Below are 17,311 nucleotides of genomic sequence, written 5' to 3'. Positions count from 1 at the left end.
GCTGGAATTGTGAGGTAAACAGAATATGAAGATAGCGAGTAGTGATGTTTATTCCAAGGCAAATTACAGCTATCAAAAGGAATTGAAAAGCAGCGGCGCAGGGACAAGCGGATTTTTTGCAGGAATAGTAGAAAAGCATGTAGAGAAGGAAAAGGCGGATTATCAGGCATCGGGCAGGATCACGACAGAGGATGGTAGGGAGATCAAGGTGGATGTAGATGTTGCGATGGCGCGGAAGAAAGAGCGCGATACCTTTATTGCAATGTCATCACCAATGGATAGTCTCTTTGATCCATTGATAATAAATACCGGGCAGCAGGCAACGTCACTTAGTGATAAGAAATTTAAGTTCGACCTGGATGCTGACGGAAAGCAGGATGAGATTTCCATGACAAAGGCAGGAAGTGGATTTCTTGCTCTTGATAAAAATGGGGATGGCAAGATAAATGATGGCACAGAGCTGTTTGGTGTTAAGAGTGGTGATGGCTTTAAAGATCTTGCTGAATATGACAGCGATGGTAATGGCTGGATTGATGAGAGTGATGAGGTCTATGAAAAGTTGCAGGTTTGGAGTAAGACCGATGATGGAAAAGAGGAATTAAAGAGCCTTAAAGAAACTGGAGTAGGTGCGATTTTTCTTGGCGCTGAGGATACTGAATTTACTATAGACGGAACGGATGGAGTTCTGGACGGAAAGGTAAGAAAGACCGGATTTTATCTGAAAGAAGACGGCGGAGCAGGAACTATACAGCACGTTGACCTTGCCATAAAGGGCAGAGAATCCGAGCTAATGAGCGCTGCGGAAAAACTTGATGAAGTGTTGGAAAAAATGAGAAGTGAACGTGCATTGAGAAGAAACTCCGGAAATAATGATAATGCAAGGCGTAGAGCACAGCGAGCAGCAAGACAAAAGAAGCAGATTGAAGATTGGCAGAAACGCAGGGAACTAAATAAAGAACTTGCGGAAAAGGCGGCGGAACACCGGATATGAGCCCTCGACTCCGTCCCCAGGGCTCATTTGTACCCAAAGTATGCCAAATAGTATAGAATGGATGTATGAAAGAGAAAATCATCAAATACATTCAAAAGAAATACGGTGCAAAGCCCGAATACCTGTGGAAAAGATATCCAGGCTACGCAATCTACAGACATGACGATAACAGGAAATGGTTTGCGCTGACAGCAAATATCATGCCTGACATGATCGGCGCACCGGGCGCCGAGGAAATTGAAGTCGTCAATGTAAAGATTGATGATCTCATGCTCAGAGACATCCTTCTGCAACAGGAAGGGTATTATCCCGGCTATCACATGAACAAAATGAACTGGATGACCATAGTTCTTGACGGAACGGTTCCCTATGAAGCGGTTTGTTCCATGATAGACGCCAGCTTCGAGGCAACGGCTTCCGCTAAGAAAAAGAAAAATTTCAGGCAGCCCAAGGAGTGGATAATTCCCGCAAATCCCAAGTATTATGACATCGTCCATGCATTCGATGATGCCACGGAGATAGACTGGAAGCAAGGCGCAGGAATCATAAAGGGCGATACGGTCTACATGTATGTGGGAGCCCCTGTGTCTGCTGTGCTCTACAAATGCAAGGTCACCGAAACCGACATCCCTTACAAATATGAGGACAAGAACCTCACCATAAACTCCCTGATGAAGATCGAGCTGGTGAAAAGATACAGAGAAGATCAGTTTACTTTTGATGTGCTGAAAAAAGAGTATGGGATTTTTGCCGTGCGGGGCCCAAGGGGGATTCCAAACAGTCTGAGCGCCGCGTTGAAGAAGGGGTGAATCATGCAGATTTCTGATATAGATAACGGCAGGTCCTTCGATTGGGGGAATACGTCAAAAGACTATGCTAAATATCGGGACATTTATCCAAAGGAATTCTATCAGTGCATTCTGGATATGGGACTTTGCAAAGACGGCCAGGAGGTCCTTGACATCGGGACGGGAACCGGAGTCCTTCCACGCAACATGTACAGGTATGGTGCTAAGTGGATTGGAACAGATATCTCGGAGAACCAGATTGAGCAGGCAAAAGAGCTTGCGAATCAGCAGGGGATGGAGATAGATTTTTTTACATGCCCGGCAGAAGAGGTAAGTTATCCGGACAATACATTTGATGTCATCACCGTATGCCAGTGCATCTGGTATTTGAAGGCAGAAGTTATTGCAGAGAGATTTGCCGGAATGCTTAAACCAGGTGGAAAACTCCTTATCCTGTATATGGGATGGCTCCCATTCGAAGATGCGATAGCCGGAAAGAGTGAAGAGATCATCCTAAAGCACAATCCAAACTGGTCCTCCTACGGTGATACGGTTCATCCGGTTTACGTTCCGGATGCGATTTTGTCATCTTTTGACCTGGTGAAAAGAGATGAGTTCAGAGTCGATGTGTCTTTTACCAGGGAAGGATGGCACGGCAGAATGCGCGCCTGCAGAGGTGTCGGAGCGGCTATGAATGGGCAGCAGTTAATGGCCTGGGATAAAGAGCATATGAAGATGCTTGAAGAAAATGCTGCCGACGAATTCACGGTTAAGCACTATGTGTCTTTTGCGGAGCTTCAGGTGAGAAAGAAATAGTCAGGGATCAGATTGAAACCAGCCGGCAGGGCGGGAAGTCCTGTCGGTTTTTTGATATAATAAAACATGACATACAGATGACGTGTTTTGGTTGATATCATATATTTAGAGAGCAGGAAGAGAATGAAGATAGACAGGCTGATCGGGATACTGTCCGTGCTGCTTCGGGAAGAAAAGACTACAGCGCCTGAACTGGCAAAGCGGTTTGAGGTATCGAAAAGGACCATAAACAGAGACATAGAGGACCTTTGCAGGGCCGGGATTCCAATCCGTACTATGCAGGGAGTCGGCGGCGGAATCAGCATCATGGAAGGATACCGTATGGACAGAACGCTGCTTACGTCAAAAGATATGCAGATGATTCTGGCGGGACTTCGGAGCCTTGACAGCGTCAGCGGAAGCAGGTATTACGGGCAACTCATGGAAAAGATCAGTGCCGGTTCATCTGAGTTCGTGAGCGGCCGGGATTCTATCCTGATCGATCTCTCGTCCTGGTACCGGGATACACTTGCTCCCAAGATAGAAACAATTCAAAGTGCCATTGAAAACAGGCATTTACTGACCTTTAAGTATTACAGCCAGACCGGGGATGGCACTCGCAGGATTGAACCATACTATGTGGTGTTCAAGTGGTCCAGCTGGTACGTATGGGGATGGTGCCTTAAAAGAAAGGACTTTCGTCTATTTAAGCTGAACCGTATGGACAAGGTGCGCGAGCTGGATTCAGAGTTTTCGTGCAGAAACGTTCCAGCACCGGATCTTTCTACCGAAAAGCTGTTTCCGGGTGGAATTAAGGTGAAGGCTCTTTTTACAAAAGATGTGAAGTGGCGACTGGTAGAGGAGTTCGGCCCGGAGTGCTTTGAAGAGCAGGATGACGGGAGGCTGTTGTTTACGGCGGACTACACGGATATGGAGAATCTTATTACGTGGATCCTGACCTTTGGAGACAAGGCGGAGCTTCTTGAGCCGAAGCAGGCACGAAAGAAAATGGCGGAAATTATCGGGAATATGAATAATGTTTATAAGGAGGCTGGGAAAAAATGAGACTTGATGGATTCGGGCTTTTGGTGGAAGACATGGGGAAGATGGTTCGTTTTTACAGGGACGTTCTTGGTTTTGAGATAAAAGAGGCAGAGGATACTTCCAATGTGTATCTGGTGAAGGATGGGACTCTTTTCCTGCTGTATGGAAGAGGGGACTTCGAGAAGATGACAAGCAGGAAGTATGAGTATATCAAGGGGCTCAACGGGCACTTCGAGATCGCACTTTACGTTGATACTTTTGATGAGGTCGATGCGGCGTTTAAGAAGGCAGTTGCAGGCGGCGCAACACCGGTTCTTGAGCCGGAGCTTGAACCCTGGGGCCAGCGAACATGCTACATTGCAGACCCTGAGGGGAATCTCATTGAAATCGGCTCCTGGAACAAACCCTACGAAGAGAAGGATAAAGAATGAAACCTAAGGAGGGATGAAGGCATGGAGTATATCAGGGTGACAAAGGATAATCTGGAAGATGAGCACATTTGTTGTGCTATCTCAAACAATAAAGATGTACAGGTTTCATCCAAGAAGGCATGGCTTGCTAAGAGGTTTGATGAAGGGCTTGTGTTCCTGAAAAGCGCAGAGCGGGGCAAGTGCTTTATTGAGTATATCCCTGCTGAGAATGCCTGGGTTCCCATCGAAGCTGCCGGCTATGTTTATATTGATTGCCTGTGGGTTTCCGGTTCATTCAAGGGACATGGATATTCTACCGAGCTGCTTGATTCTTGCATTTGCGATAGCAAAGAGAAGGGAAAGCTTGGTCTATGTATTCTTGCTGCAGCAAAGAAAAAGCCTTTCCTGGCTGATCCGAAGTTCCTTGCTTACAAGGGCTTTTCAGTGTGCGACGAAGCAGACAATGGGATACAATTATGGTACCTGCCATTTGCAGAAGATAGCATGGCACCACAGTTCAAAGAGTGCGCAAAACACCCGCATGTAGATGAAAAGGGCTATGTTCTCTACTACACAAACCAGTGCCCGTTCAACGCGAAGTATGTCCCGGTACTGGAACAAACTGCCGCTGAGCACAGTATCCCGTTCAAGGCAATTAAGATAACCAGCAAGGAAGAGGCGCAAAACGCCCCCACACCTATAACGACCTACGCTTTTTTTTCCAACGGCGAATATGTCACCAACGAGCAGATGAACGACAAGAAGTTTTTGAAGTTGGTGAATGAGACCTAGGGACAAAGTCAAGGAACCATTTCACGGAGGAGCACAATGCACTTTGTAGAAGCAAAAGGAATACTAACAGAAAACCATGGGCGCCATGGAATGAATATTTACCGCGGATGCACCCACGGCTGTATTTACTGTGACAGCAGAAGCAAGTGCTATCGGTTCGAGCACCCTTTTGAGGATATAGAAGTAAAGCAAAACGCACCCGAACTTCTGGAAAAGGCATTAAAGTCCAAGAGAAAAAAGTGCATGATAGGAACAGGTTCTATGTCAGATCCCTATATGCACTGCGAAGAAGAACTGAAGCTGACAAGAAGGTGCCTTGAGATCATCAGGCAATATGGCTTTGGCCTCGCAATCCAGACAAAGTCAGACCGCATCCTTCGGGATATCGATCTTCTTGATGAGATAAACCGCACTGCAAAATGCGTGGTGCAGATGACCCTTACGACCTACGATGACGACCTGTGCAGCATATTGGAACCAAATGTCTGTAACACCAAAAGACGTATTGAAGTGCTTGAAGAAATGCAGAGAAGAGGAATACCTACTGTTGTGTGGATCACGCCAATCCTGCCATTCATCAATGATACCAAAGAGAACCTCATATCAATACTGAACGAATGCGTTCGCGTGGGAGTCAAGGGCATCATTGATTTTGGCATGGGGCTCACGCTCCGTGAAGGCGACCGTGAGTACTACTATGCAGCGCTGGATAAGCACTTTCCCGGTATGAAGGACAGATACATAAAGGCCTATGGTAACGCCTATGAGCTTCCAAGTCCCAATGCAAAAGAGCTGACTCATACCTTCAAAAGTATATGCAAAGCAAATAACATCATGTATCGGTCTGAAGAGTGCTTTGAATTCATGAATGAACTGACGGACAGGTATGAACAGATGAGCCTGTTCAATCTGTGAATTCCGGCCATTCAAAATGGTCCCATGACCCCGTCCCAGGGACCAAAATGGACCACGCATTCCCCGAAATTGCAACTTAGACATGGCAAATTGCAACTTAACACCGGAAATATTGTAACGTAGCTCCTTATTCGGTAAGGTATGCATATCAAACGCATACAACTACTGAAAAGGAGCTTTTTAAAATGAAAACAATGACACTTACAAAAGACAAAAACAGATTCTCACAGGGACTTGACTTTCTTGGCTGTTCTTTAGGGGCTTTTGGCGTTATCGGCTTTGAACTGCTGCTGGCGTACGTGATCGAATACAATATCTACGGATATGACTTTATGAGCTATAACATGTGGCAGTCTATTTTGCACTGGGTGTTGACCGTTGTTGTATGGGTCCTCGGCGGTCTGTACATTATCAAAGATTGTGCCCGCAAATCGGAAGTTGACCTTATCAAAAACCTCAGGGAAAAGAGCCTTCTTCAGGGGGCAAAAGAAATGTCTTTTACCCAGTGGGTACTTCTTATCACAGGAACAGTCCTTTGCCTGATCTCAACCTGGATCGACTGGGATGGCAGCAAGGTGCTCAGAGAATTCAGAAGTAATGGAGCAGTTCTTTTCACATTCCAGTATATTTATTACCTTGCAGAGGTATTTCTTGTACTTCTTATCATAGTTTTTGGCCAGTATGCATTTGAAAAGTGGTTCAAAAATGATAAGATTCCCTATGGAGGAATAGTAGTGGCACTGACTTGGGGAATCGGCCACTGGCTTACAAAAGGATCTCTGGTTACCGGAATATACACCGCTATCGGAGGATTTGTCTTCGGAAGCGCATATCTTCTCACAAGAAGGAACTTAAAGCTTTCCTACTTATTCCTTTGCATCATGTTTATTTTATAAGGGGAGACAATGAAATTTATTAAGACCAGAGAAGAGAACCTTTCGGAGAACTATCTGGAACTTCACTACGATGACATAGACAGCGAGACGGCTGCAGTACTTGAGAGACTGCGGCCGGCGCTCAAATATATAGAGGGAACCGCAGATGGGAAGAGGCTCACGTTCCCTCTTTCCGACATATTCTACTTTGAGACCGTGGACAGGAAGACCTTTGGCTACACCGCCGACACCTGTCTTGAGGTAAAAGAAACATTGCAGAACATTATAGATGATCATAAGGATGCAGGGTTTGTGCGTATCAGCAAGTCCTGCATCGCAAACATGTATAAGATAAAGCGCCTTCAGGGAGACCTCAACATGAGGACACTTATATATCTTAAGAATGACGAGTGCCTTGTGATGAACAGAGGCTATAGGGCGGAATTCTACGATGCTCTTGAGAAGCTGCGAGGGAGGAAGAAAAATGAAACTCATAAATAGGCACAATTTCATCTCCGTCGTATGTATCAGCTTCACCCTAATAGTGTGCGGCAAGCTCATTTTGGAAAAGAGCTCCGGATTCATCGACAGGTTTTATGCAGAGAACATTTTTACATGCCTGGGAGTATCGGTACTGGCCACCTTCATTCTGTCACTTCATTACTACCTGCAGCGCTTTCCGTTCATCCCTGTGGTGATCGGCCAATACCTTGCGCTTATAGGATTTATCTTTTTAGGCATTTGGATAATGGGGCACTTCACAGACACTGCTCCTTCAGCTTACAAAGACATGTTTGTGTCCGTGACAATTCCTTACGTCATAGGGGCAGTAGTGTATTACATCAGTTTCTTTTTACAGATAAAAAGAGCTAACGAAGTCTTTGAAGATCTGGAGTAAAATATAAGAAGTAACAGGAAAGGACGAGCAGAAAATGAAAAAGATATCACTGAGCAAATACACCGATTTTATTGTTGAGAAGACCACCGAGCTACTTAATATCGACTCACCAACAGGCTACACCGAAGAGGCCGCAAAATGGGTCAAGGATGAGTTTGAGGCTCTTGGCTTTAAGACCATCCAAACCAACAAGGGCGGCGTTATCGTAAACCTCGGAGGCAAGGACAAGAAGAACGGACTTCTTCTCGAAGCCCACACTGACACCCTCGGCGGAATGGTGGCTACCATTAAGGATAACGGAAGGCTGCAGCTGACCAATCTTGGAGGCATGAATCCCAACAATGCCGAGACTGAGAACGTTAGGGTCGTTACCAAGTTTGACGGAATTTATGAAGGAACCTTCCAGCTCAACAATGCCTCTATCCATGTAAACGGTAAGTACGATGAGGAAAAGAGAACCTGGGAAAGCTGCGAAGTTGTTCTCGATGAGGATGTTAAGAAGAAAGAAGACACGGAAAAGCTTGGCATTTCTGTAGGCGACATTGTATGCTTTGAGCCAAATGTCAGGGTAACAAAGTCAGGATACATAAAGTCAAGATTCCTGGATGACAAGCTCAGTGTAGGAATCCTGCTTGGCCTTGCCAAGTATATCAGTGACAAAAAGGTGACTCCAAAGAGAGCACTTTATGCTCATATAACCGTATTTGAGGAAGTGGGACACGGCGGATCCGGAAGCGTTCCTGAGGGCTGCACCGAGGCAATTTCCGTTGACATGGGATGTGTCGGCGATGGCCTTACCTGCACCGAAAAGCAGGTTTCCATCTGTGCCAAGGACAGCGGCGGCCCTTACAGCTATGAGATAGTTAAAGCTCTTGTTACTGCAGCCAAGGACAGCGGCGCAGATTATGCAGTGGATATTTACCCGCATTACGGAAGTGATGTTGAAGCCACACTTCGCTCCGGAAATGACCTTAAGCATGGCCTCATTGGTGCCGGAGTTTATGCATCCCACGGATATGAGAGAAGCCACAGAGACGGCGCTGAAAACGTACTTCGTCTTTTGATCGGTTATGCACTTGGATAAAAGATTTTGTATGGGGTGAAGGTATTTTCGCACGGAAAGGGGTAAAGTATGATTGATGAACTGATGGAGCGCTATGATGATTTTAGGGATAAACATGCCAAGGAAAAGGTAAAACTCGGTTCATATAGGAGTAGGCAGATTTTCCAACCAGGAAAAATATTTCTTTATCCATGTTATAATCATTATTATGGAAAATAAAAAATCACGAGTGCTTATCGTTGATGATATGCGCATAAACAGAATAGTGCTGGCATCCATACTGGCGACCCACGGGATCACCTCGGATCAGGCTGAGAACGGCATGGAATGCATAAAGCTGTGCAGGGAAAATGACTACGACCTTGTGCTTTTGGACCACCGCATGCCTGAACTTGACGGAGTGGATACTCTTGTCAGGTTAAAAGAGATGTTTAAGGAGCGGGGCAGAGATGTTCCCATAATCTGTCACACCACAGAGGAGGGCCGCAGCAACGTCAATCTCTACAAAGCTGCCGGGTTTGCGGATGTTTTGATAAAACCCGTTGATCCAAGGGAACTCTTTGAAGCTATCATGGTGTACCTTAAGGATGAAGATGATTCTTTTGTCCGGGAACAGGGTACTTCCTATGCTTCAATCTTATCCGATGCTGAGAACGCAAATAGCGAAAGCACGGAGAATCCTGACTTTGATATCAAAAAAGAAATCGAAGAGCTTCCGGTCTGGCTTAAGATCATCCCGCAGTTGGATCTTAGCGCAGGTATCACAAACTGTGGCGACCGGGAGGATTATCTGGACGCTCTGTATATCTTTTACTCATCTGTGGATGAGAAAGCAGATGAGCTTGAAAGATTCCTTGAGTTCGAGGACTGGACCATGTATGCACTGCGAGTCCATTCCTTAAAGAGCGTGGCAAGACTCGTCGGAGCCAAGAAGCTTGGCAAAACCGCAGCAATGCTGGAGGCTGCCGCAAGAGAAGAGAACTACAGCCTAATAAAAAGAGAAAACGGCGAATTTCTGAAGGCCTACAGGGAGTTTAAAAATTCTCTTTCTCCCATAGAGGATGAAGAGATTTTCGCCCATAAAGAAAAAGAGCCTGAGAAGACTCCGACTGCTGTTCCCAACGAAAACAATCCCTTCCATCGCCCGTCAATTCTCTATATCCAGAGCGGTGAAGGAATTGTCAAAAAAGGCATCGAAAAGAATCTAACCGACGCAAAGTTTAACGTTGTTACAATACCCGATGAGCCCGATAAGATCATTACCGGCAGAAACGAAGCTGACATAGTTATCTACAATCCCGGGACCAATGACGCAGCCAATATCGGTATAACAATGAATCTTCTTGGAGAAATATGCCAGGATGATTCCAAGATACTGTGCCTTACGGGGGAGCTCATCGACATCAACAAAGCCATCGCATCAAATGGCGCCCACAGGGTATCGAGGACCTATCCAAGGCCTGTTGATATTGGAACTTTTGTAAAAGACATGATGTTCTTTAACGAGTTGGAAGTCGACTTCCACAGAAAGAAGACCATCTTTATTGTGGATGATGATCCGGGTTATCTCTCGGTTATCCATCACTGGCTGAGCCCCTATTATAACGTGCAGTGCTTTAACAGTGGAAGTGAGATGCTCTCGGGACTGTCCACGGTAACTCCGGACCTGTTGCTCCTTGATCTGGAGATGCCCAAAATGGATGGCTTTGACCTTATGAAGATCATCCGTACGGATCATACCGATCCACGAATCCCCATAATACTCCTTACCGGTAACAGCAATAAGGATATAGTGTTCCATGTTCTTGAGTACAAACCTGATGGATATCTTCTCAAAACCTCGCCAAAGGAAAACATCCTTGACGTGATACACAGGTTTTTTGCCGAATCCATGTTTAAGCTTTCCCGCGAGGGCAGAAGCCTGCAGGAGACAAGAGAGTCAGTATTTAATTCATTTAGTGAAAGCAATAGTTAAGAAAGCCGCCGAAACAGGCGGTTTTCTTCTGGCCCTGAAACCAGCCATTCAGGCCCTTATAGAAAAGTGGGATGTAGGGAATAAAGCTGATCCTGAAATTCTCGCAGGCCAGGTTCTGTACGGATTGTCTGCCACTATCCACTCAGAGGCATTTCTCAAAATGAATCCAAAAGACCGTGAGAAATGTGTCTTTGATTTCATCGGAAGAGTACTGGATTAAGAGTAAAGCGGAGAGAAATACAAGATGGAATTGAAACGACTTACAGAACGTATATGGTATATGCCATTTGAAGAGGAGAGGGATCGCCCGAATCTTGGCTATGTGAAGGGGGACAACTGGAGCCTTGCAGTAGATGCGGGGCATTCTGCCGCTCATGTCAGGGAGTTTTATGAGCTTTTGGAAAAAGAGAATCTGCCTCTTCCCGCACTGACAGTCCTTACGCATTGGCACTGGGACCATACCTTCGGAATGCATGCCGTGAACGGACTTTGCCTGGCAAATAAAAGAACAAATAGCTATCTTGCAGAATGGAATGATAAAATAGTAAAGAAGGGGCCGAATGAGTTTTTTGCCCTTCACGAAAGTGTCAGACGGGAATATAGCCCGGATATGGATGTGATCGTAAAGAAGGCAGATATGTTGTTTTCGGGAGAGATTACCCTTGACCTTGGCGGCTGCACGGTTAAAGTCATCGAGGCAGAGGCACCACATACGGATGACTCCACGCTTGTCTTTGTTGAGCAGGATAAAACATTGTTTCTTGGTGATTGCACCTGCGATGATTTCTTTACAGGGATTAAGCGGGAGGATCTTTGCCGGAAACTTGCAGATACCATCAAAGAGATCAATCCGGAAATATGTTTAGAGGGCCATTGGATTCCGGTCGATACTGAAGATACCCTGACGGATCTGATGAACGGGATTTGAGTTTTCAAAATATGAATGCAAACGAATGATGAAAGCTGAACGAGTGTAAGAGTCCATCATCTGCCGAGGATATGGCTCACGCTTTCTTTCGAATTTTCAGAGGGATGTTATGCTCTTTAGACAGGGCACGGCATCTCTCTATTTTTTCTTCAGGAAGAACATCGACGATAGACCATCTGACATCTTTTATTTCTTCTCTGCATCTTCTGGTAAATTCCAGCATGTGCTCAAAACCGTCAGGGTGAAGAGGTTTTGTTACTGCCTCATATTCCTCTTTTGAGGGAGCATTAAGACTTACTGAGACGCTGTCTATGACTTTGGCAAGCTCAGGGACTATGTCCCGTCCGTTTTCAGCAGATCCCTGACCGTTGGTGTTTAATCTTATCTTGAGGCCCTTTTCCCGTTTGGCGTAAGCTGCAGCCTCCAGCAGTATGTCAAGCTGGCAGGTGGGTTCACCATACCCGCAGAACACAAGCTCATTGTATCCGGAAAAATCAAAATCCCGTATGGCATCGAGAACCTGCGTAAGTGTAGGATTTGTCTGATGCCAGAGAGTATCGGCATCGCCCACACCATCCTTTACAAAGCGGATGCAGAAGGTGCATCTGCAATTGCATTTATTGGTTATATTGGCATACACCGAGTCTTTGTAAGTGTAGAGTATGTCTGCCATCTCATGCCTCCATTCTGGCCTTGAAGCCCAGTTTGTCCAGAGTGGTACCAAGCATCAGGAAAAAGATCATGCTGCCCAGGGACTGTACAAAGCTTCCGGTAAAGCTTGTAAAGATCGCAGCTTTTGCCCCGAATAAAAGAGCTTCCGCGATATAATAGCCGGTTGCCGAAATGAAGTATGCAATTACCGGAGCGGCGATATTTCTTTTGCTGACTATTCTAAGAGTCTTATTTGAAAAAGGGATTACGATAAGAGCCTTGATGATCACTGTTGCAAGGGTCCAGGCAGGAGCGGTCAAAAGATCCGCAAGTCCTCCGCCGATGGCACCTGCCAGCATGGCATAGGGCAGCGGAAGGATAGTGGCTGCGAGGTAGATAAGTCCGTCGCCGAAGTGAATGTATCCGCCGTTAACGCCCACAGGAATATGGCCTATATATGCGGTAAAAATAGTGATAAGTGCCGCGAAGACTCCGCTGAGGGTTAAGGTATAGATTTTGCTTTTCTTTCCGATCATGATTTCTCCCCACTTTCTGTAATGATTAAAATGTTATGCCCGGTCCATAAGAATTTTCAGGTTTTTTTCATACTCCACACCGGCTCTTGGAGGTGTGTCCCCGGCAGTATCCCTGACGGAAGCCAGAATGAAACGGCTGGCCAGGTCTGCTGCGTCAAATGCACTGCCGCCTCTTAAACATTCCCCTAAAAATACTGCGGCAAACAGGTCCCCTGTTCCGGAATAGTGGACTTTGTTGCTCTGGGCTGTAATAACTTTGTGCTCCCCGTTTTCCATAATGAAGTTCCCAATGACGTCCTCAGAAAGAGGTATACCGGTCACTGCTATGGTTTTGCCCTGCCCACCGCCTAGAAGAATTGAGATGCTCTGGATTTCCTCCATGAGATCATCGCCCTTAAGCTGCATTATTCTGTCAGGGTCTTCTCCGGCAAGCAGTATAAGTTCTGTCAGATTCGGAGTGATTATGTCAGCCTCTTTTACCATCTCACGAATGGTTTCAAGGAGCTCCTTTGAAAAGTTATTGTATGTGCGGCCATCATCCCCCATGACAGGATCTACAAGGACTTTTGTATTCTCGGATTTGAAAGTCCGTATGAACTCAAGGCTGCTGGCTGCCTGAGAGCTGCTCATCATGAAGCCGGTTATTATTCCGTCAAAGATTTCCGACTGTTTTTTCCATTCTCTTAAATACTCAGGAATGATCCCCGTAAGGTCCCTGGAGTAAAAGGAAGGATATCCCGTCTGTGCGCTGAGCACCGCTGTTGGCAGAGGACAGCACTGAATTTCCATTGCCGCAAGAACGGTCATATCCGCCGCCAGAGAGCACTTACCGAATCCTGACAGATCATTTATTGCTGCTACTTTCATGATTTGCTCCTTTAACGCTTTGTTATGTTAAAGAATATACTCCGGGGTCTGGTAATATTGAAATGGCCAGTTTTAGATTATTTATTAATGCCAGATTTCAGGCGACGAGGAGGGATCTGGCTAAAGATTATCGAGTTCTTTTTTTCAAGACAGATAAAAAGGGTAACAGAATCATTATCATGGAGAAATAGTTTGATCAAAATCTGTTTTTTGTTGACATGATACAGTAACGGACATAATATATCAATTAGATATATCAAATTGATATATTGATATACGCAAAAGGAGATTACTGTCATGCGACAAAGAATAAGAAAAACAGCCTTACTGATATCGTTGCTTCTTTTCCCGATTACAATGTGGTATTTCTCGCCGTACATCATCATAAATGCTGCTATGGAGCACGTCATAAACGGCAGTTTTATTGTGTTTGCAGCGATGCTTGTATTTTCAATGTTCTTCGGCAGAGTCTGGTGTGGATACCTATGCCCGGCGGGAGGTCTTCAGGAATGCGCACTGCGGATAAATGATAATCCGGCTAAGCAGGGGAAACGTGATAAAATCAAATATGTGATATGGACAATCTGGATATGCGCGGTGATTGCTGCATTTATTATGGGCAAAAATGACGTGCGCATAAATCCTTTTTACATGACAGACCATGGAATATCTATTGCTAGCATATACAATTATGTGATCTACTATGGCGTCATATTTTTATTGCTTATACCGGCACTGATGCATGGCAGAAGAGCAGCTTGTCATTACATCTGCTGGATGGCACCGTTTATGGTAATTGGAAGCAGTATCGGAAGGCTTCTCCATCTGCCGCAGCTTCATATTGAAGCGGACAAGGATAAATGCATTTCTTGCGGAAAGTGCAGCAGAGCATGTCCTATGGGACTTGATGTCAAAGAACTTGTGGCTGAAGGCAAAAATGCTGAATGCACAGAATGCATCCAGTGCGGCGCATGCGTCGATGAATGCCCTAAATCAGTCCTCAAATATAAGTTTACTTGGAAGTGATTAGGAGAAAGAGAAATGGCAAAGGACAGGAAAATAGATCTTGTGATTTTAGGTCTTTTATCCCATGAAGATCTGACCGGATATGACATAAAAAAGAGAATTGATGGCGCGATAGGCTTCTTCTGGAAAGGGAGCTTTGGGAATATTTACCCTGCACTGAGTTCCATGGAGGAAGAGGGCCTCATTTCAAAAAAGAAGAACTCTAAGACCGGTAGCCGCGAGAGGATACCTTACCATATAACTACCCGGGGAACCAAGGCTTTAAGATCATGGTTACAGGAAGATCAGGTTTCCAATGAACTCAGATATGAAACTTTGTTAAAGCTCTATTTTGGCGGGGTTGTGGACAGGAGTGTCACCATAAGGAACATCGAGATTTTCGAGGAGGATGTCAAACGAAATCTGGCAGTGCTTAATATGTTCAAGGAGAACCTGGAAAAAGTACTGGATGAAGAAGATCATGTTTTCTATTATCTTACAGTGACATTTGGAATTGACACTTATGAAGCGTACCTTAAGTGGTGCACAAAGGCAAAAAAGCTGCTGACTGGAAAAGCTGAAATGGCATTTGACGGTTGAAGGAGATCTATTTTTGATAAAAATTGAATTAAAATAGACAATGGAAACAACAATGTGGCAGGACCAAGAGGGATTAAAACGAAGGAGATTTACGTGGTATGAAAAAGTTATGTGTTGCTATGTCAGTGCTTATGATGATCGTTGCTGTTGGCTGTGGGAACAATAAAGCGGCAGACAGCGGAGCTGAATCCACCGCGGTGAGTGAGCTCCAGGTAGTTGAACAGGAAGTGGCTGAACCTAGCGCTCTTAGTGTGCCGGTGGTGAAAGACGGAGTTCTCAGATCCGGTGAAGACAGCGCAGAGGTTTATTTCGAATGGGATCAGGTTGAAGGGGCTGATGGATATGAGGTCTCTGTAGAAAATAAGTACTATTCAGAGAAGGAGTACAGAGAACCCGAAACCGTTGAGATTGCAGATAATACTTATGTTGCCACTGCTCAGGATGACTTCGATTTCAGAATAAAAGTGAGGGCATTTCGTGGAGAGGGAGCTGACAGAGTGTATGGTGATTGGAGCTCTTTTGCCACAGGAAGTGCATATTAAACTGAGACCATTGCAGTGGACGGGCAGTATGGTCGAGGATGAGGCAGTCCCGGATCGTAAGGAAGGCACTCTTCAAGTTAAAGGCTTGTGGTGGGAGCCCGGGATTCGCCGAACAAAAGCAATGGACGCTGCACTGGAGAGGACACTTAGAGGTTTTGCCAAATTCAATGATTGCAATATTATTCCCATAACTATTAAGAGCTGATAGAGTCTGACAATGAAGAGATTTCCGAGGATGTTGACGGGAGTATAAGGCCTCGGGAAGACAAGGTGGAAGCGATCAGAAGCATAGTGTTTCATAGGCTTACTATACGTGTTTTTCTATATTCTGAGGGCGTCAGATCATATATTTTTTTAAATACTTTCACAAAGTAATTGTTGTCAGAATATCCGACGTAGCTGCTGATCTCCTGGACCGGAAGCTCTGTCTTTTTCAGGAGTCCGGCAGCTTTTTTGCATCGCATAAGTGCGATGTACTCCGTCATGGTCCCGCCGGTTTCTTTTTTGAACACCTTAGACAGGTGAGAGATGGACATACTGGCATTTGCCGCCAGATCATCGTTTGATATATGGTCCCCCAGATGAAGATTGATGTATTCCATTACCCTCTGAATGGGGGGAGAATACTTGTCCAGAGACAGCTTGTGGTTGTGAACAGCTTTTGTCAGCTCAACGATCATATCGATCTGATAGCGCGTCTGAAGCTCTGCATTGTTTGTAGCTGATGAAAGCTGGGTGTATTTTTGGGTTATCTCATCTATTGTAATGACTGAAAGACCTGATTCTTCCGCAGCTTTTCTGGAAAGAGCTTTAAGTATTGCCAGACCATAGCCCGAGGCATAGTAGTTAAGAGTCTCTTTGGAAAAATCGGAAAGAGCCTCCGGACCGGACAATTTTTCAAATGCGGACAGGATGTTTTTGGTATCCCCGTTTCTTATCATCGAAAGGAACTGCTTTTCCTGATCATATCTCCTGTAGATTTCACTGTAATTCTTCTCGGACAGTTCTGTCTTATCATCTTCTTCAGATACATCCTGAATAAATCCCGATAGTCTTCTGTATGAATACTCACTTTCCGTAGGGAAAAAAGAGATTATGCATTTATTTACAACACTGGTGATCTGCTCGGTATACACAATGGGAAATGCTGTGTAATACAGCTTAAACACCAATGATTTGGATGAGGATTCATCGTTTTTTGCAAGTACGGTTTCTGTCTTAAGCTCTGAATATTTCTCTTTTACATAAGGTCCGATTATATAAATCCTGTTATCAAACGTAAAAAAGGACAAGCAGATACCGAGCTGGTCTATGAGCTCATAGATCATGCTTTCTTTGGAGGAGGACAGAAGATAGTAAAGCGCCTTGCTTGTAAACATGGGCTGCATCTTTATGCTGAAGCAGTATTTCTTTTCAAAGGCGTAAAGAGAGCTGTCCATGTCTGTTGCATCCGTGACATCCACAGAGAGCAGGTTTTTTAAAAGAGCTGAAAAAAGAGTGTGGTCCATATTTATTCCTCAAAACAACAAAATAATACTAATCGGGATAAAATAATTCTAACATATTACAAAACTAAATGATACTATGACCATAACAGGAAAGCTTTCAAAGATTATCATGCAACTGAAAGGGGTTA

22 protein-coding genes are annotated in these 17,311 nt (G+C 45.0%); 18 read left to right on the top strand and 4 right to left on the bottom strand.

Annotation, left to right across the window (positions count from 1 at the left end; translation table 11 throughout):
- The first annotated feature begins 25 nt into the window (after positions 1-25).
- The 15 genes from T456_RS20385 (at position 26) to T456_RS0115005 (ending at position 11,474) form a co-directional block, all read left to right on the top strand.
- Complete coding sequence (locus T456_RS20385; protein ID WP_024866846.1) at positions 26-991, top strand: hypothetical protein; 966 nt, start codon at positions 26-28, stop codon at positions 989-991.
- Between the two features lie 65 nt (positions 992-1,056).
- Positions 1,057-1,800 carry an MmcQ/YjbR family DNA-binding protein gene (locus T456_RS0115070; protein ID WP_024866845.1) on the top strand — a complete coding sequence of 248 codons (744 nt, stop codon included), beginning with the start codon at positions 1,057-1,059 and terminating at the stop codon, positions 1,798-1,800.
- A gap of 3 nt (positions 1,801-1,803) precedes the next feature.
- The gene (locus T456_RS0115065) at positions 1,804-2,595 is read left to right on the top strand and encodes a class I SAM-dependent methyltransferase (protein ID WP_024866844.1); all 792 of its coding nucleotides are present in this window, start codon (positions 1,804-1,806) and stop codon (positions 2,593-2,595) included.
- 123 nt (positions 2,596-2,718) lie between these two features.
- Positions 2,719-3,639 (top strand): helix-turn-helix transcriptional regulator, encoded by a 921-nt coding sequence (locus T456_RS0115060; RefSeq protein ID WP_024866843.1) that lies wholly within the window; start codon positions 2,719-2,721, stop codon positions 3,637-3,639.
- Positions 3,636-4,049, top strand: a complete 414-nt coding sequence (locus T456_RS0115055; RefSeq protein ID WP_024866842.1) for a VOC family protein — start codon at positions 3,636-3,638, stop codon at positions 4,047-4,049. Before T456_RS0115060 ends, T456_RS0115055 begins: the two co-directional genes overlap by 4 nt.
- A gap of 21 nt (positions 4,050-4,070) precedes the next feature.
- Positions 4,071-4,820 carry a GNAT family N-acetyltransferase gene (locus T456_RS0115050; RefSeq protein ID WP_024866841.1) on the top strand — a complete coding sequence of 250 codons (750 nt, stop codon included), beginning with the start codon at positions 4,071-4,073 and terminating at the stop codon, positions 4,818-4,820.
- A 36-nt stretch (positions 4,821-4,856) separates the two neighbouring features.
- Positions 4,857-5,735: an SPL family radical SAM protein gene (locus tag T456_RS0115045; RefSeq protein ID WP_024866840.1), complete on the top strand. Its 879-nt coding sequence runs from the start codon at positions 4,857-4,859 to the stop codon at positions 5,733-5,735.
- A 185-nt stretch (positions 5,736-5,920) separates the two neighbouring features.
- Entirely contained in the window at positions 5,921-6,631 is a 711-nt protein-coding gene (locus T456_RS22870) for a hypothetical protein (protein ID WP_024866839.1), read from the top strand.
- A gap of 9 nt (positions 6,632-6,640) precedes the next feature.
- Positions 6,641-7,111: a LytTR family DNA-binding domain-containing protein gene (locus T456_RS0115035; RefSeq protein WP_024866838.1), complete on the top strand. Its 471-nt coding sequence runs from the start codon at positions 6,641-6,643 to the stop codon at positions 7,109-7,111.
- A complete protein-coding gene (locus T456_RS0115030; RefSeq protein WP_024866837.1) occupies positions 7,095-7,508 on the top strand; it encodes a DUF6608 family protein in 414 nt (137 codons plus the stop codon). Before T456_RS0115035 ends, T456_RS0115030 begins: the two co-directional genes overlap by 17 nt.
- A gap of 34 nt (positions 7,509-7,542) precedes the next feature.
- Positions 7,543-8,592 carry a M42 family metallopeptidase gene (locus tag T456_RS0115025; RefSeq protein ID WP_081749117.1) on the top strand — a complete coding sequence of 350 codons (1,050 nt, stop codon included), beginning with the start codon at positions 7,543-7,545 and terminating at the stop codon, positions 8,590-8,592.
- Between the two features lie 48 nt (positions 8,593-8,640).
- The gene (locus T456_RS22600; RefSeq protein ID WP_155838116.1) at positions 8,641-8,790 is read left to right on the top strand and encodes a hypothetical protein; all 150 of its coding nucleotides are present in this window, start codon (positions 8,641-8,643) and stop codon (positions 8,788-8,790) included.
- Positions 8,780-10,546, top strand: coding sequence for a response regulator (locus T456_RS0115015; protein WP_024866835.1), 1,767 nt, complete (start codon positions 8,780-8,782; stop codon positions 10,544-10,546). The genes T456_RS22600 and T456_RS0115015 overlap by 11 nt, the downstream gene beginning before the upstream one ends.
- Positions 10,530-10,766: a hypothetical protein gene (locus tag T456_RS0115010; RefSeq protein ID WP_024866834.1), complete on the top strand. Its 237-nt coding sequence runs from the start codon at positions 10,530-10,532 to the stop codon at positions 10,764-10,766. Before T456_RS0115015 ends, T456_RS0115010 begins: the two co-directional genes overlap by 17 nt.
- 24 nt (positions 10,767-10,790) lie before the next feature.
- The gene (locus T456_RS0115005) at positions 10,791-11,474 is read left to right on the top strand and encodes an MBL fold metallo-hydrolase (RefSeq protein ID WP_024866833.1); all 684 of its coding nucleotides are present in this window, start codon (positions 10,791-10,793) and stop codon (positions 11,472-11,474) included.
- A 76-nt stretch (positions 11,475-11,550) separates the two neighbouring features.
- Here T456_RS0115005 and T456_RS0115000 read toward each other — a convergent pair whose 3' ends face one another.
- Genes T456_RS0115000 through T456_RS0114990 form a run of 3 tightly spaced genes read right to left on the bottom strand, consistent with a single transcriptional unit; the run spans position 11,551 to position 13,528 of the window.
- Positions 11,551-12,147 (bottom strand): TatD family nuclease-associated radical SAM protein, encoded by a 597-nt coding sequence (locus T456_RS0115000; RefSeq protein WP_024866832.1) that lies wholly within the window; start codon positions 12,145-12,147, stop codon positions 11,551-11,553.
- 1 nt (position 12,148) lies between these two features.
- On the bottom strand, positions 12,149-12,661 hold the full coding sequence (locus T456_RS0114995; protein WP_024866831.1) for a TIGR04002 family protein: 513 nt from the start codon (positions 12,659-12,661) through the stop codon (positions 12,149-12,151).
- Between the two features lie 33 nt (positions 12,662-12,694).
- Positions 12,695-13,528, bottom strand: a complete 834-nt coding sequence (locus T456_RS0114990; RefSeq protein WP_035802240.1) for a PfkB family carbohydrate kinase — start codon at positions 13,526-13,528, stop codon at positions 12,695-12,697.
- 297 nt (positions 13,529-13,825) lie between these two features.
- Here T456_RS0114990 and T456_RS0114985 point away from each other — a divergent pair, with 297 nt between their 5' ends.
- The 3 genes from T456_RS0114985 (at position 13,826) to T456_RS0114975 (ending at position 15,675) form a co-directional block, all read left to right on the top strand.
- Complete coding sequence (locus T456_RS0114985) at positions 13,826-14,554, top strand: 4Fe-4S binding protein (protein WP_024866829.1); 729 nt, start codon at positions 13,826-13,828, stop codon at positions 14,552-14,554.
- A 15-nt stretch (positions 14,555-14,569) separates the two neighbouring features.
- Positions 14,570-15,133 (top strand): PadR family transcriptional regulator, encoded by a 564-nt coding sequence (locus T456_RS0114980; protein WP_024866828.1) that lies wholly within the window; start codon positions 14,570-14,572, stop codon positions 15,131-15,133.
- A 98-nt stretch (positions 15,134-15,231) separates the two neighbouring features.
- Positions 15,232-15,675, top strand: coding sequence for a hypothetical protein (locus T456_RS0114975; protein WP_024866827.1), 444 nt, complete (start codon positions 15,232-15,234; stop codon positions 15,673-15,675).
- 296 nt (positions 15,676-15,971) lie between these two features.
- Here T456_RS0114975 and T456_RS0114965 read toward each other — a convergent pair whose 3' ends face one another.
- Positions 15,972-17,183, bottom strand: coding sequence for an AraC family transcriptional regulator (locus T456_RS0114965; RefSeq protein ID WP_024866826.1), 1,212 nt, complete (start codon positions 17,181-17,183; stop codon positions 15,972-15,974).
- Positions 17,184-17,311 lie beyond the last annotated feature (128 nt).

This window comes from Butyrivibrio sp. FCS014, from assembly GCF_000526935.1.
Classification (GTDB): Bacteria; Bacillota; Clostridia; order Lachnospirales; family Lachnospiraceae; genus Butyrivibrio.
This window is presented reverse-complemented; position numbering and strand designations above follow the sequence as displayed.